At 70.8% G+C, this 14,736-nt stretch carries 12 protein-coding genes; 6 read left to right on the forward strand and 6 right to left on the reverse strand.

Annotated elements, in window-relative coordinates; all coding sequences use genetic code 11:
* The first annotated feature begins 58 nt into the window (after positions 1 to 58).
* The gene (locus K311_RS0103825) at positions 59 to 2,089 is read left to right on the forward strand and encodes a 3-hydroxyacyl-CoA dehydrogenase NAD-binding domain-containing protein (protein WP_026816224.1); all 2,031 of its coding nucleotides are present in this window, start codon (positions 59 to 61) and stop codon (positions 2,087 to 2,089) included.
* 40 nt (positions 2,090 to 2,129) lie between these two features.
* Here the strand turns inward: K311_RS0103825 and K311_RS0103830 are convergent, their stop codons facing one another.
* Positions 2,130 to 3,557, reverse strand: a complete 1,428-nt coding sequence (locus tag K311_RS0103830) for a transglycosylase SLT domain-containing protein (protein WP_026816225.1) — start codon at positions 3,555 to 3,557, stop codon at positions 2,130 to 2,132.
* A 150-nt stretch (positions 3,558 to 3,707) separates the two neighbouring features.
* Here K311_RS0103830 and K311_RS0103835 point away from each other — a divergent pair, with 150 nt between their 5' ends.
* From K311_RS0103835 to greB, 3 genes are read left to right on the forward strand one after another with little or no spacing between them, the layout of a single operon-like run.
* Positions 3,708 to 5,192 (forward strand): helicase HerA-like domain-containing protein, encoded by a 1,485-nt coding sequence (locus K311_RS0103835; protein WP_026816226.1) that lies wholly within the window; start codon positions 3,708 to 3,710, stop codon positions 5,190 to 5,192.
* Between the two features lie 15 nt (positions 5,193 to 5,207).
* Positions 5,208 to 7,085, forward strand: coding sequence for an adenylate/guanylate cyclase domain-containing protein (locus K311_RS0103840; RefSeq protein WP_051239439.1), 1,878 nt, complete (start codon positions 5,208 to 5,210; stop codon positions 7,083 to 7,085).
* 21 nt (positions 7,086 to 7,106) lie between these two features.
* Complete coding sequence (gene greB / locus K311_RS0103845) at positions 7,107 to 7,607, forward strand: transcription elongation factor GreB (RefSeq protein ID WP_026816228.1); 501 nt, start codon at positions 7,107 to 7,109, stop codon at positions 7,605 to 7,607.
* A 124-nt stretch (positions 7,608 to 7,731) separates the two neighbouring features.
* On the opposite strand, the gene K311_RS0103850 is transcribed toward greB, so the two are convergent.
* Both K311_RS0103850 and rimO read right to left on the reverse strand, forming a co-directional pair.
* Positions 7,732 to 9,594 carry an ABC transporter ATP-binding protein gene (locus K311_RS0103850; RefSeq protein ID WP_026816229.1) on the reverse strand — a complete coding sequence of 621 codons (1,863 nt, stop codon included), beginning with the start codon at positions 9,592 to 9,594 and terminating at the stop codon, positions 7,732 to 7,734.
* A gap of 42 nt (positions 9,595 to 9,636) precedes the next feature.
* Positions 9,637 to 10,977, reverse strand: a complete 1,341-nt coding sequence (gene rimO / locus K311_RS0103855) for a 30S ribosomal protein S12 methylthiotransferase RimO (protein ID WP_026816230.1) — start codon at positions 10,975 to 10,977, stop codon at positions 9,637 to 9,639.
* Between the two features lie 128 nt (positions 10,978 to 11,105).
* Here rimO and K311_RS0103860 point away from each other — a divergent pair, with 128 nt between their 5' ends.
* A complete protein-coding gene (locus tag K311_RS0103860; RefSeq protein ID WP_043797984.1) occupies positions 11,106 to 11,765 on the forward strand; it encodes a dienelactone hydrolase family protein in 660 nt (219 codons plus the stop codon).
* A complete protein-coding gene (locus K311_RS0103865) occupies positions 11,762 to 12,193 on the forward strand; it encodes an HIT family protein (protein WP_026816232.1) in 432 nt (143 codons plus the stop codon). The genes K311_RS0103860 and K311_RS0103865 overlap by 4 nt, the downstream gene beginning before the upstream one ends.
* Before the next feature lie 121 nt (positions 12,194 to 12,314).
* On the opposite strand, the gene K311_RS0103870 is transcribed toward K311_RS0103865, so the two are convergent.
* The 3 genes from K311_RS0103870 to apbC are packed head-to-tail and all read right to left on the reverse strand — an operon-like array spanning position 12,315 to position 14,641.
* Positions 12,315 to 12,917, reverse strand: a complete 603-nt coding sequence (locus K311_RS0103870) for a DUF4410 domain-containing protein (protein WP_026816233.1) — start codon at positions 12,915 to 12,917, stop codon at positions 12,315 to 12,317.
* Between the two features lie 17 nt (positions 12,918 to 12,934).
* A complete protein-coding gene (gene dcd / locus K311_RS0103875) occupies positions 12,935 to 13,504 on the reverse strand; it encodes a dCTP deaminase (RefSeq protein WP_026816234.1) in 570 nt (189 codons plus the stop codon).
* A 45-nt stretch (positions 13,505 to 13,549) separates the two neighbouring features.
* The gene (apbC, locus tag K311_RS0103880; protein WP_026816235.1) at positions 13,550 to 14,641 is read right to left on the reverse strand and encodes an iron-sulfur cluster carrier protein ApbC; all 1,092 of its coding nucleotides are present in this window, start codon (positions 14,639 to 14,641) and stop codon (positions 13,550 to 13,552) included.
* Positions 14,642 to 14,736: the final 95 nt, after the last annotated feature.

Raw genomic sequence — 14,736 nt, forward strand, 5'->3', positions numbered from 1 at the left:
TCCGGGGCCGTGTCCGGATGATACGACCTCCTTCCCTACCCCATCGTATGGAGCCCGCATGTTCGACGGACTTCGCCTGCAGCACTGGCACCCCGAACCCCGCGCCGACGGCGTCCTCGTGCTCACCCTCGACCGTGCCGACCAGAACGTCAACGCCCTGTCGCGGGCCGTGCTGGACGAGCTCGACGCGATGCTGGAGCGGATCGTGCTCGAACCGCCGAAGGCCATCGTCTTCCGCTCCGGCAAGGCCGCCGGCTTCATCCCCGGCGCCGACATCACCGCCTTCGGCGACATCGCCGCCAAGGGCCTGGTCGAGGACTGGATCCGCCGCGGCCAGCTGATCTTCCAGCGCATCGCCGAGCTGCGCTGCCCGACGGTCGCGGCGATCCACGGCCACTGCATGGGCGGCGGCACCGAACTGGCGCTGGCCTGCCGCTACCGCATCGCCAGCAGCGACGGGAAAACCCGGATCGGCCTGCCCGAGATCAAGCTCGGCATCTATCCGGGCTGGGGCGGCAGCGTGCGCGCGCCGCGCCTGCTCGGCGCCCCGGCGGCGATGGACCTGATGCTGACCGGGCGTTCGCTGTCGGCGTCGTCGGCGAAGGCGATGGGCCTGGTCGACAAGGTCGTCGCCCCGGCCGTGCTGGTCGACGAGGCGGTGAACCTGGCGCTGCGCGGCAGCACCCGCCCGTTCAAGCAGCGGCTGACGGCCTGGGCCACCAACACCCTGCCCGCACGCGCCCTGCTGGCGCCGCAGATCCGCAAGGCGACCGCGCGCAAGGCCCGCCGCGAGCACTACCCGGCGCCGTTCGCGCTGATCGACACCTGGCGCCGCGCCGGCGGCAAATCCGCGCGCGAGGCGCTGAAGGCCGAGGCGCGCTCGGTCGTCAAGCTCGCGACCACGCCGACCGCCGCGAACCTGGTCCGCGTGTTCTTCCTGATGGACCGCCTGAAGGGCCTGGGCGGCAAGGAGCACGGCATCCGCAAGGTGCACGTGATCGGCGCCGGCGTGATGGGTGGCGACATCGCCGCCTGGTGCGCGCTGCGCGGCTTCGAGGTCACCCTGCAGGACCGTGAGCTGAAGTTCATCGAACCGGCGCTGGCGCGCGCCGCGGCGCTGTTCGAGAAGAAGGTGAAGGACCCGGCGAAGCGCGCCGACACCTCCGCCCGCCTGCGCGCCGACGTGGAGGGCGCGGGTGTCGCCGACGCCGACCTGGTGATCGAGGCGATCTTCGAGAACCTCGAGGCCAAGCAGGCGCTGTTCGCGAAGGTCGAGGAGACCCTGAAGCCGGGCGCGCTGCTGGTCAGCAACACCTCGTCGATCGCACTGACGGAACTGCGTGCCGGCCGTCGCGATCCGGCGCGCTTCGCCGGCCTGCACTTCTTCAACCCGGTGGCGATGATGCCGCTGGTCGAAATCGTGCAGCACGACGGCGTCGACCCCGAGACCACCCGCCGGCTCGCCGCGTTCTGCCGTGCGATCGACAAGCTGCCGGTGCCGGTCGCCGGCACCCCGGGCTTCCTGGTCAACCGCATCCTCGCGCCCTACATGCAGGAAGCGATCCTGCTGCATGCCGAAGGCGTGCCCGGCAAGGTCATCGACCAGGCCGCGCTGAAGTTCGGCATGCCGATGGGGCCGATCGAGCTGGTCGACACCGTCGGCCTCGACGTCGCCGCCTCGGTCGGCAGGATCATGGCCGCGTTCCACGGCCAGGAACTGCCGGCCGCGTTCACCGTCGAGGAAGGCCGGCGCGGCAAGAAGGACGGCCAGGGCCTCTACAAATGGGAGAACGGCAAGCCGGTGAAGCCGGACGTGCCGCCGGGCTATACCGCCCCCGACGACCTCGAGGACCGGCTGATCCTGCCGCTGCTCAACGAGGCGGTGAGCTGCCTGCACGACGGCGTCGTCGCCGATGCCGACCTGCTCGATGCCGGCGTCATCTTCGGCACCGGCTTCGCACCGTTCCGCGGCGGTCCGATCGCGCACATCCGCGCGGTCGGCGCGAAGGAACTGAAGGCGCGCCTGGAAGTGCTGGCGGCGCGCCACGGCGAGCGCTTCACGCCGCGTCCGGGCTGGGACGCGCTCTGAGTCCGACGGCCGGCCGGCGTCCGCGGGCCGGCCTTCCGCTTCAGCCGCGGCAGCCGACCAGCTTCAGCTCCTGGCCGGCGCGGATCACGTAGGGCGCGCGCAGGCCATTCGCCCGCGCCAGCGCTTCGGCGCCGTTGCAACCATTGCGGCGCGAGATGGCCGCCAGGGTGTCGCCGCTGCGCACGCGGTAGGTACGCGCGGTCGCGGCCGGGCGCGATGCCGTCGGCGCCGCCGTCGGCTTCTGCGCCTGCACCAGGTTCAGGGCGATCTCCGCGCGCTCGCCGCTGATGCAATGCTGCTGGTACAGCGGCGGCAGCGCGACCGGCACCCGCAGCTCGGTCCCGGCGGCGATCGGTGCGTGCGGCTCGTAGCGCGGATTGAGGTTGCGCAGCACGCGGAAATAGCCCTCGCGCGGGCCGCCGAGGCAGATCGCCAGCTGGTAGATCGACGCCGGCGCCTGCAGGTTCATCACCGTCGCCGCACCGTCGACCCGGGGGAACTCCAGGCCGTAGTCCTCCGGGTGCAGGAACAGCCACGCCGCCGCGAGCACGTAGGGCACGTAGTCGCGGGTTTCCGGCGGCAGCTGGCCGTAGACGGCGGGATCCCAGAAGTCGCGCCCCCCGGCCGCGCGCTTCAGGCGCAGCGCCCGGCCCTCGCCGCCGTTGTAGGCGGCGACGACGTATTCGAGGTCGTCGCCGAGTTCGGCGAAGCGTTCGTTGAAATAGGCCACCGAGGCGCGGGCGGCCAGCTGCGGGTCGTAGCGGGTATCGAAGCCGTCGCGCCAGCCGAGGCCGAAGCGGGCACCGGTCGCCGGCATGAACTGCAGCGGCCCGGCCGCACCGGAACGCGACACCGCATGCACGCGGCCGTTGGACTCCTTCGCGAGGATGCCGAACAGCAGCGCCTCCGGCAGCCCGGCCTGTTCGTATTCGGGCCACATCAGGAAGCGCATCGCCTGGTAGTTCTCCCAACTGGTGATCAGCTGCGGGCGCATCCAGGTCAGCCACTCGGCGAGCGCGGCGCGCACCGGCTCGTTGAGTTCGATCATCTCGCGCAGGTCGCGGCCGTTGAGCATCGCCACCGCGCGACCCGATTCGGGGATCACCGACAGCACGCCGGCTTCGCGGCGATCGGCCCCGACCGGTGCGGCGAAGCCTTCGCCGCCGACCGCCGCGAGGCTCTCCTGCAGCATGCCGTCGTAGGCGGCGACCACGCGGCCGACGTCGCAGCGGCGGGTGCGGCCGCAACGGTTCGCCAGCTCGAGCAGGGTCGCCGAGGCCTGGCGCATGGCCTCGCGGCCCGGCACGACCTCGCCGGCACGCAGCTGGGCGAGACCGTCGCGGAAGCGGCCCTGCGCCGCCTCGACGTCGGCATAGAGGGTTTCCGCCGGATTCGGGCGCCGCGCCGCGAGGGCATCCCCCGCCGCCAGCACCGCCACCGCCATCACCGCCCAACCGATCGCGCGCATCCACCACTCCCGCTCGTTCCAGCGGCGCAGCCTAGCGGTCCGGCCCTGGCCTGCCAACCGCGACGTGCACCGGAAAGACGCCGGAATCCCGGCGGTCATCCGGCGCAGCCCGGGGGCTAGAATCGCCGCATCCCTGCAGGAGAAGCGTTCATGGGCGACATCCTCGTCGGTCGCGGCGACCAGCCGGCCTGGCTGCTGGCGAAGTACGGCAACCGCCACGGCCTCGTCGCCGGCGCCACCGGCACCGGCAAGTCGGTGACGCTGATGACGATCGCGGAGGGCTTCTCGCGGATCGGCGTGCCGGTGTTCATGGCCGACGTCAAGGGCGACATCGCCGGGCTCGCGATGCCCGGCACCTCCAGCGAGAAGTTGCTCGCCCGCGTCGCGCAGATCGGCGTCGAGGGCTGGGCGCCGGAAGCCAGCCCGGTGGTGTTCTGGGACCTGTACGGCCAGCTCGGCCATCCGGTGCGCACGACGGTCAGCGAAGTCGGCCCGGCCCTGCTCGCGCGGATGCTCGAGCTCAACGACACCCAGGCCGGGGTGCTCGACATCGCATTCAAGCTCGCCGACGATCGCGGCCTGCTGCTGCTCGACCTCGACGACCTGCGCGCGCTGCTGAACCTGGTGATCGAGCACCGCGCCGATATCTCGAAGGAATACGGCCTGGTCAGCCCGCAGTCGGCGGCGGCGATCCAGCGCGCGCTGCTGCGCCTGGAACAGGACGGCGGCGACCGCTTCTTCGGCGAGCCGGCGCTGCGCCTCGAGGACCTGATGCGCACCTCGCTCGACGGCCGCGGCGTGATCGGCCTGCTCGCCGCCGACCAGCTGATCCTGCGCCCGCGCCTGTATTCGAGCTTCCTGCTGTGGCTGCTGTCGGAGCTGTTCGAATCGCTGCCGGAAGTCGGCGACCTCGAGAAGCCGAAGCTGGTGTTCGTGTTCGACGAGGCGCACCTGCTGTTCGACGACTGCCCGCCGGCGCTGCGCCAGCGCATCGAGCAGGTGGTGCGCCTCATCCGCTCGAAAGGCGTCGGCGTGTACTTCTGCTCGCAGCAGCCCGACGACATCCCCGGCGAGATCCTCGCCCAGCTCGGCAACCGCGTGCAGCATGCGCTGCGCGCCTTCACCCCGCGCGACCGCAAGGCGGTGAAGACCGCGGCCGAGACCTTCGTGCAGAACCCGAAGATCGACGTCGCCAGCGCGATCGGTGAACTGGCGGTCGGCGAGGCGCTGGTGTCGATGCTGATGGACAAGGGCGTGCCGATGCCGGTCGAGCGGGCGCTGATCGCGCCGCCGCGGGCGCGCATGGGCGCGATCACTCCGGAGGAACGCGCGGCCGTGCGCGCGCGCAGCCCGGTCGGCGCCGCCTACGACACCCCGATCAACCGCGAGTCCGCGGCCGAGATCCTGCAGCGCCGTGCGGCGGAGGCGGCACGGCCGGCGGAAGCGACGCGCGGCGGTGGCCGTGGTGCCGCGACGCCGAAGCCGCAGGAAGCGCCGCGTTCGCGGATGGACGAGTTCCTGTGGGGCAACAAGCGTCGCCAGGGCGCGGTCGAGGCGGCGGCCAAGTCGGCGACCCGCACGGTCACCAACAGCATCGTGCGTGGCATCCTCGGCAGCCTCGGCCTGCGCCGCTGAGGCACGGATACCCGCATGACCAAGCTCCTGCAGAGCCTCGAGGCCACCGTCGTCGACAAGGGCAAGGTGCGCCGGCCGATCGGCGCCAAGATCTTCGGCGCGACGATCGTGCTGCTGCTGATGATGGCGGCGGTGACCTGGTCGGCGACGGTGAACCTGCACCAGCTCAGCCGCCAGTTGACGGCGCTGTCGGAGTACTACATCCCGCTCGAGCAGACGGTCGGCGAGATCCGCGCCAGCCACATGTCGCAGATCCTGATGTTCGAGCGCTTCCTCGGCGAGGGCGAGCCGGAGCGCTTCGCCGCGCTGCAGGCCGAGGCGCAGCGCTACGCCGGCGAACTGCTGCCCTGCGACCGCGACACGCTGCGCGCGGTGTCGCGCAAGGTGCGCGAGGACTTCCCGGCCGGACCGGAGCGCGCGGCGGTGACCTACGCGGTGCAGCGGCTCTGCTCGGACGACAGCGCCCGCCAGGCGATGGCACTGGTCACGACCGCGCTCGCCGACCCGTCGGTCGCGGCCGATCCCGCCCAGGTGCAGAACCTGAGCAAGGTGCAGGCGCAGCTCGAATTCATCGCCCGCGGCCGCACCGCACTGCACGAGACCATCGAACGCTTCCTCGCCCAGCACGACCAGCTCGATGCCGGCGCCCGCGCGATCCTCAAGGAACAGCTCGAGACCAACCGCAACAACGTCAGCCGCGAGGCCGGCACGTTGTCGCGCCTGCTGCAGGGACATACCGTCGACGCCGCCCGGCGCGCGCAGGCGGTCGAGCGCGACACCCTCGTCTTCAACTGGACCGCGACCCTGGTCGCGGTGCTGCTCGGCCTGGCCTTCACGCTGATCCTGACGCGCAGCCTGGTACGGCCGATCCGCGAGCTGCTCAGCGGCGCGAAGGCGGTCGAGGACGGCGACCTCGACATCCGCGTCAACGTGCATTCGACCGACGAGCTGGCGCTGCTGGCGCAGTCCTTCAACTTCATGGTCAGTGGCCTGAAGGAGAAGGAGGCCATCAAGTCGACGTTCGGCAAGTACATCGACCCGCGCATCGTGCAGACCCTGATCGACGAGCAGGCTGCCGGCCGCGTCGGCGAAAAGCGGCCGATGACCGTCTACTTCTCCGACATCGAGGGCTTCACCGCGATCTGCGAGGAGCTGACGCCGGACGGCGTCGTGCGCCTGCTCAACGGCTATCTCGCCGAGATGTCCGAACCGGTGCTGGCCAACCGCGGCATCATCGACAAGTACATCGGCGATTCGATCATGGCCTTCTGGGGCCCACCCTTCGTCGGCGAGGACGAGCATGCCCTGCTCGCCTGCGAGGTCGCGCTGGAGCAGCTGGCCCGCCTGCAGGGATTCCGCGCCCGCCTGCCCGACCTGACCGGCCTGCGCCGCGGCCTGCCGCGCTTCAACCTGCGGGTCGGCATCGCCACCGGCGAGGTCACCGCGGGCAGCATCGGTTCCGACACCGCGCGCAGTTACACCGTGATCGGCGACACCGTGAACCTGGCCTCGCGGCTGGAAGCGATCAACAAGGAATACGGCACCCGCATCATCCTCGACGAACACGCCTGGTCGGCGGTGCGCGCGAAGATGGAAACGCGCGAGCTGGACCGCATCCGCGTCGCCGGCAAGGCCGAGGCGGCGCGCGTGTTCGAACTGCTCGGCCGCCGCGGCGAGGTCGACGCGACCCGCCTGCAGCTGCGCAACGACTTCGAGCTCGCGCTCGCCGCCTACCGGCAGCAGCAATGGGACGAGGCCGCCGCGGGGTTCGAGGCCTGCGTGGCGCTGGCCGACGATCCGGCGTCGGCGCTGTTCCTGCGCCGTATCGCCCACCTGCGCGCACAGGATCCGGGTCCGCGCTGGGACGGCGTCTGGCAGTTCGTCAGCAAGTGAACCGGCGATGAGGGCGCCAGCATGAGCCGCTGGCGGCCGCCGCCGGAGAAATCGACGGCGATCATCACCCGCGCCGGCTTCGAACGGCTGCGGGCCGAACTGGACGATCTCTGGCGGGTGCAGCGCCCGGAGGTCGTGCGCGCCCTCGCTGCGGCCGCCGCCGAAGGCGACCGCAGCGAGAACGCCGAATACACCTGGCGCAAGAAGCAGCTCGCCGGCATCGACCGCCGCGTGCGCTACCTCAGCAAGCGGCTGCCGGCCCTGAAGGTCCCCGAAGGTGCCCCGGCCGACCGCCAGGCGGTGTATTTCGGCGCCACGGTCGAGCTCGAGGACGACGACGGCAACGTGCACCGCTACCGCATCGTCGGTCCCGACGAGACCGACGCGAAGGCCGGCTGGATCAGCATCGACGCGCCGCTGGCGCGGGCCTTGCTGAAGCGGCGCGAGGGGGACGAGATCGAGGTGGAGTTGCCGGCCGGCAAGGCCTCCTTCTACATCCTCTCCGTGTCTTACGGCGATTGAACGCGCTGGAAAGGCAAGTAGTGGATAAGAAGTAGGAAATAGCGGGCAACGGCGTCGTGTCCGGAGATCGATGCTCCCCCCGCCGCGACGACTACTTCCTATTTGTTATCCACTACTTGCCTTCTCACCGATAGCCCGCCGCCTGCAACTCGAACAACTCCGCATACCGCCCCCCCGCCGCCAGCAGCTCCTCGTGCGTGCCGGCGGCCTCGACGCTGCCGTTCGCGAGCACGAGGATGCGGTCGGCCATGCGCACGCTGGAGAAGCGGTGCGAGATCAGCACCGCGGTGCGGCCGGCGCTGAGTTCCTTGAAGCGCTGGAAAACCTCGAACTCGGAGCGGGCGTCGAGCGCCGCGGTCGGTTCGTCGAGGATCAGCAGCTGGGCGTCGCGCATGTAGGCGCGGGCGATCGCCACCTTCTGCCACTCGCCGCCGGACAGGTCGACGCCGTTGCGGAAGCGCTTGCCGATCACCTGGTCGTAGCCGTTCGGCAACTTCGCGATCACCTCGTCGGCGAGCGCGCGCTGGGCCGCGGCGACGATGCGGTCGCGATCGTCGCGCGCCTCGATGCGGCCGACGGCGATGTTCTCGGCGGCGGTCAGGTGGTAGCGCACGAAGTCCTGGAAGATCACGCCGATCTGCGCGCGCAGTTCGTCGAGGTCGTAGTCGCGCAGGTCGTGGCCGTCGAGCAGGATGCGGCCCTCATCGGGGTCGTAGAGCCGCGCGAGCAGCTTCACCAGTGTGGTCTTGCCGGCGCCGTTCTCACCGACCAGGGCCAGCACCTCGCCGGCCCGCAGTTCGAAGCTCAGATGCCGCACCGCCCAGCGTTCTGCGCCGGGGTAGCGGAAGCCGACGTCCTCGAACACGAAGCCTTCGCGCATCGGCACCGGCACCGGCCGCGGATTCGCCGGCGACACGATCTCCGGCTGGATCTCGAAGAAGGAGAACAGGTCGTCGAGGTACAGCGCCTGCCCCGCGACCTGCGAGAAGCCGACCAGCAGGCCTTCGAGCAGCTGGCGCAGGCGCAGGAAACTGCCGGCGAGGAAGGTCAGGTCGCCGATGCTGAAATCGCCGCGCACCGTGCGCCAGGCGATGTAGCCGTAGGCGACGTAGTAGCCCAGGGTGCCGAGCATCGTCAGCAGGCTGCCCCAGCCGGCCCGGCGCAGCGCCAGCGCGCGGTTCGCGGCGTAGAACTTCGCCGACAGGTCGCGGAAGCGCGCGATCAGGAACGGGTGCAGGCCGAAGATCTTCACTTCCTTCGCCGTCTCGACACTGGCGCCGGTCTGCTTGAAGTACTCGAGTTCGCGCCGCTCCGGCGTCCACGAGAAGTTCAGCGAATAGTTCAGCGCGTTGAAGTGCGCCTCGCCGAGGAAGGCCGGGATCAGCGCGATCGCCAGCAGCGCCATCAGCCACGGCGCGTAGACGACCAGGCCGGCGGCGAAGGCGACGATCGTCACCGCGTCCTGGGCCTGGCCGAACAGCTGCCCCATCAGGGTCATCCGCCCCATCGTCTGCCGGCGGGCGCGGTCGAGGCGGTCCTGCAGCTCGCTGTCCTCGAAGTCCTCGAGGTCGAGCGTCGCCGCGTGTTCCATCAGTCGCACGCTGGTGGCGTTGGTGAACAGTTCCGACAGCAGCTGGTCGACCAGCGAAACGATGCGGCCGAGCACGTCCGAGAGCACCGCCAGCCCGAATTCCAGCGCCAGCAGGCCGAGCAGCGGCGACAGCAGGCCACTTTCCCACCACGCCGTCAGCGAGGTCTGGCCGGTTTCCAGCCCGACCAGGCGGACGACCTCGTCGATGATCAGCTTGCCGACGTAGAGCATCGCCACCGGCAGCACCGCCCGCAGCAGACGCAGGCCGGCGGTGGCCAGGGTCAGGCCCCGGCTGGTCTGCCAGATCTGCCTCAGGAACGGCGGCAGGTTGCGCAGCGCGTCGAAGCGCTCGCGGACGCTGGGGCTGGTGCGGCGGGTCCTGGCGGTATCGGGCATGCGCGAAGTCTGGACGGGCATGGCGTGAGGCGTGGTGAAGCGTTACTCGCCTTCGCCGTCGTCCCCGACCAGGCCGTAGAGGTCGTGCTCGTCCGAGCCCATGATGCGCACGTCGCAGAAATCGCCCGGCTTCAGGCCGGCGGCGGCGCCATCCTGGATCTGCACCAGGCCGTCGATCTCGGGGGCGTCGGCCGTCGAGCGGGCGATCGCGAGGTCGCCGTCGATCAGGTCGACCAGGCAGCGCTGCACGCTGCCGACTTTGGCTTCCAGGCGTTCCGCGCTGATCCGCGCCTGCACGTCCATGAAGCGGGCCAGCCGTTCCTGCTTCACCTCTTCCGGCACCGGGTCGGGCAGCGCATTGGCGGCGGCGCCGTCGACCGGCGAATAGGCGAAGGCGCCGACGCGGTCGAGCTGCGCTTCTTCGAGGAAGTCCAGCAGCGCCTCGAACTCGGCCTCGGTCTCGCCGGGGAAGCCGACGATGAAGGTGCTGCGCAGGGTCAGTTCCGGGCACATCGCGCGCCAGCGCTGCACCCGCTCCAGGGTCCGGTCGACCGCGCCCGGGCGCTTCATCAGCTTCAGGATTCGCGGGCTGGCGTGCTGGAACGGGATGTCGAGGTAGGGAAGGATCTTCCCTTCCGCCATCAGCGGGATCACCTCGTCGACGTGCGGGTACGGGTAGACGTAGTGCAGCCGCGTCCACACGCCGAGCTCGGACAGGCCCGCGCAGAGGTCGAGCATCTTCGTGCGCCAGCTGCGGCCGCGCCATTCCTGTGGCGCATAGCGGGTATCGACGCCGTAGGCGCTGGTGTCCTGCGACACCACCAGCAGCTCGCGCACGCCGCCGCGCACCAGCTTCTCGGCCTCGCGCAGCACCTCGTCGACCGGCCGCGACACCAGGTCGCCGCGCATCGACGGGATGATGCAGAAGCTGCAGCGGTGATTGCAGCCTTCGGAAATCTTCAGGTAGGCGTAGTGCTTCGGCGTGAGCTTCAGGCCGTAGTCGGGCACCAGGTCCAGGAACGGGTCGTGCTGCGGCGGCAGCGCCGCATGCACCGCTTCCATCACGCTGCGGTAGTCCTGCGGGCCGCTGATCGACAGCACGTCCGGGTGCGCCTCGCGGATCAGCGACTCGCGCTTGCCGAGGCAGCCGGTGACGATGACCTTGCCGTTCTCGGCGATGGCCTCGCCGATCGCATCGAGGCTCTCGGTGACCGCGGCATCGATGAAGCCGCAGGTGTTGACCACGACGACGTCGGCGGCGTCGTAGCTGGGCACGACCTCGTAACCCTCGACGCGGAGCTGGGTGAGGATGCGCTCGGAATCGACGAGGGCCTTCGGGCAGCCGAGGCTGACGAAGCCGACGCGGGGCGGGCTGGCGGACATGCGGGAACTCTGGGCTGGCGCGGCGCGGGGCCGCGGATTCTACACCCCACCCCCTGCGCCCGCCCTGCGGCCGCCGGTTTTCCGGGTGTAGGCTTGGCCCGGGGACCACAGGACACACGGGGGAGCGCATGCCGTCCATCTCGTTGAACACCCGCCACGGGCGCATCTCGGCCTGGCTGTCGCGACCGCACGTGACGCCGAAGGGCGCGGTCATCGTGATCCAGGAGATCTTCGGGCTCACGCCCTTCGTGCGCGGCGTCGCCGACCGCTTCGCGAACTACGGCTACGTGGCGATCGCGCCGTCGCTGTTCGACCTGGTGCACCCGGGCACGGTGCTCGACCACGACGAGGCCGGCATCGCCCGCGGCCGCGAGATCCGCGAGGAACTGGGCTTCAACGGCGCCCTCGACGGCGTCCGCGGCGCCTTCGATTTCCTCGAGGCCGAGCACAAGGTCGCCACGGTCGGCTTCTGCTGGGGCGCCAGCGTCGGCTTCCTCGCCAACACCCGGATGGGCCTGCCGTCGGTCGGTTACTACGGCGCGCAGACCGTGCCGCTGCTCAAGGAGCGGCCGAAGGCGCCGATGATGCTGCACTTCGGCGAGAACGATGCCTCGATCCCGCCGGAGGACGTCGCCGCCCACCGCGAGGCGCTGCCGGCCGCGGAGATCCACGTCTGGCCCGACGCCGGCCATGGTTTCGCCCGCGAAGGCCACCCCGACCACCGCCCGGAAGCCGCCAGCCAGGCGATGTCGCGCACCCTGACCTTCCTGCAGAAGAACCTGCGGTGAGCGTCGCGGGCGGGTTCGCGCTGGACCCGCGGCTGGCCGCCGACAGCGTCGCCGTCGCCGACGGCCCGCTGTCGCAGCTGCGCCTGGTCGACGACACCCGCTTCCGCTGGCTGGTGCTGGTGCCGCGGCTGCCGGAGGCGGTCGAGTGGATCGACCTCGATGGCGACCATCAGCGCCTGCTGCTGGCCGAACTGAACCTCGCCGGGCGCCTGCTGCGCGCCTGGGGTCCGGTGCACAAGCTCAACATCGGCGCCCTCGGCAACGTCGTCCGCCAGCTGCACGTGCACGTCGTCGCGCGCGAGGAAGGCGACGCCGCCTGGCCGGCGCCGGTGTGGGGCGTCGGCAAGATGCAGCGCTACGGGGCGGCGGAGCGCGAGGCGCTGGTTGCGCGGCTGCGCGCCCTCCTCTCCACGCTGTCACCCGAATGACCCGCCCCCCCGCTGTAGGAGCGGCTTCAGCCGCGATCCCTCCACAGCGCGAGTTCAAGGATCGCGGCTGAAGCCGCTCCTACGGGAAGCGCGGGTTCGAGGATCGCGGCTGAAGCCGCTCCTACGGGTTGCTTCCCGCAACCCCACGCGCCGCGGCGAGCTCCGACGCGACACGCGCCGCCGCCTGCCCCATCAGGAACTCGACCGTCTGCACGAGATTGGTCGAGGCGCCGATCGGCAGCGGCCAGCTGTTGCGGTCGACGACGATGCGCGCGAGTTCCTCGCCGGTCTGCGCGTCGCTGATGACCACGGTGGCGTCGAACTGGCTCTTGCCGGCGAAGCCGAGCAGCGAGCGCGCGGCGATGTTGCCCGGCTCCCACTGGTCGATGCTGCCGGCGACGCGCAGCGCCGGACCGGCCAGCGGCTCGCGCGAGACCTCGGCGAAGGCGCCGGTCTTGCCGATCTCCTCGGCGATGCGATCGGCGAAGGCCCGCCGCCCGACGTCGACCGCGGCGGCCTGGGCCGCGGCGCTCTCCTCGTCCTTCGCCGGCCGGCGGTCGTTGTTCACGAATTCGCCGACGACGACGCGGTCGTAGTCGACGATGCGGCGCGACGCGCCCTCGCTGCGGTCGATGCGGCCGAGGCTGCCGCATCCGGCCAGCAGCGCGGCGAGCGCGAACAGGACCGCAGCGGTGGAAAGACGACGCGACGCGATCCGGCTCATGACACTCTCCGCGGGCTTCAGGTGCGTGGCAGGGTGACCCCGGTCTGGCCCTGGTACTTGCCGCCGCGGTCCCGGTAGGAAGTCTCGCAGGTTTCGTCGGACTGGAAGAACAGCATCTGGGCGACGCCCTCGCCGGCGTAGATCTTGGCCGGCAGCGGCGTGGTGTTGCTGAACTCCAGGGTCACGTGCCCTTCCCACTCCGGCTCCAGCGGCGTCACGTTGACGATGATGCCGCAGCGCGCGTAGGTGCTCTTGCCGAGGCAGACCACCAGCACGTCGCGCGGGATGCGGAAATACTCGACGGTGCGCGCCAGCGCGAAGGAATTCGGCGGGATGATGCAGACGTCTGCCTCGACGTCGACGAAGCTGGTCGGGTCGAAGGCCTTCGGGTCGACGATCGTCGAGTTGATGTTGGTGAAGATCTTGAACTCGCGCGCGCAGCGGACGTCGTAACCGTAGCTGGAGGTGCCGTAGCTGACGATGCGGTGGCCGTCGGCGGCGTGCTTGACCTGACCGGGCGCGAACGGCTCGATCATGCCGTGCTCCTGGGCCATGCGGCGGATCCAGCGGTCGGACTTGATGCTCATCGGGGGCTCGCGTCGAGGGGGACCGGCATTCTAGCGGCGCCCGCGTCAGGTGTTCTGCACCACGATGTTCGGGAACGCGATCCGGCGGTTGCGCGCCTGCAGCGCCAGCCGCGCCGCGGTGCGGCGGGCGATCGCCAGGTAGGCGCGGGCGGGGTCCGAGTCCGGCGCGGCGGCGACGGTCGGGGCGCCGGCATCGGCCATCTCGCGGATGCGGATGTCCAGCGGCAGCGAACCCAGCAGCGGCACCCCGTACTGCGCCGCCATCCGCTCGCCGCCACCGGCGCCGAACACGTGTTCGGCATGGCCGCAGTTCGAGCACACGTGCACCGCCATGTTCTCGACGATGCCCAGCACCGGCACCTCGACGCGGGCGAACATCTGCAGCGCCTTGCGCGCGTCCAGGGTGGCGATGTCCTGCGGGGTGGTGACGATCACCGCGCCGGAGACCGGCACCCGCTGCGCCAGCGTCAGCTGGATGTCGCCGGTGCCCGGCGGCAGGTCGATCACCAGGTAGTCGAGACCCTGCCAGCGGGTGTCGTTGAGCAGCTGCTGCAGGGCCTGGGTGACCATCGGACCACGCCAGATCATCGGCGTGTCCTGGTCGATCAGCAGGCCGATCGACATTGCCTGCAGGCCGTGCCCGCGCTTGGGTTCGATGGTCTTGCCGTCCGGGCTCTCCGGGCGGCCCTGCAGGCCGAGCATCGCCGGGATGCTCGGGCCGTAGATGTCGGCGTCGAGGATACCGACCGTGGCGCCTTCGGCCTGCAGCGCCAGCGCCAGGTTCACCGCGGTCGTCGACTTGCCGACGCCGCCCTTGCCGGAGGCGACGGCGATGATGTTCTTCACCTCCGGCAAGGGCCCGAGGTCCTTCTGCACGCGGTGCGCGGCCACCTTCGACTCGACCGTGACGGTCGCCTCGCGGATGCCGGGCACGCTCGTCGCGGCGGCGCGCACCTGCGCGGCCAGTTCGGCATGCCAGCTGCGGGCGGGGTAGCCGAGGCGGATCTCGATCGCGGCGCGGTCACCGTCGACGCCGACCCCGCGGAGGGCGTCGGTCTCGCCGAGCGAGGTGCCGGTATGCGGGTCGGGCAGTTCGGCCAGGCGGCGGCGGAGGTTTTCGGATTCTGCGACGGTCATCACGGCTTCCCGGTGGAGTCGGGAATTATGCCCCGGACGGGGGCGGGCCCAACGCGTTTCTGGTGTTGGGCAGGACGTGAACCGCGTGTTAACGT

This window comes from Arenimonas composti TR7-09 = DSM 18010, from assembly GCF_000426365.1.
In the GTDB taxonomy this organism is placed as follows: domain Bacteria; phylum Pseudomonadota; class Gammaproteobacteria; order Xanthomonadales; family Xanthomonadaceae; genus Arenimonas; species Arenimonas composti.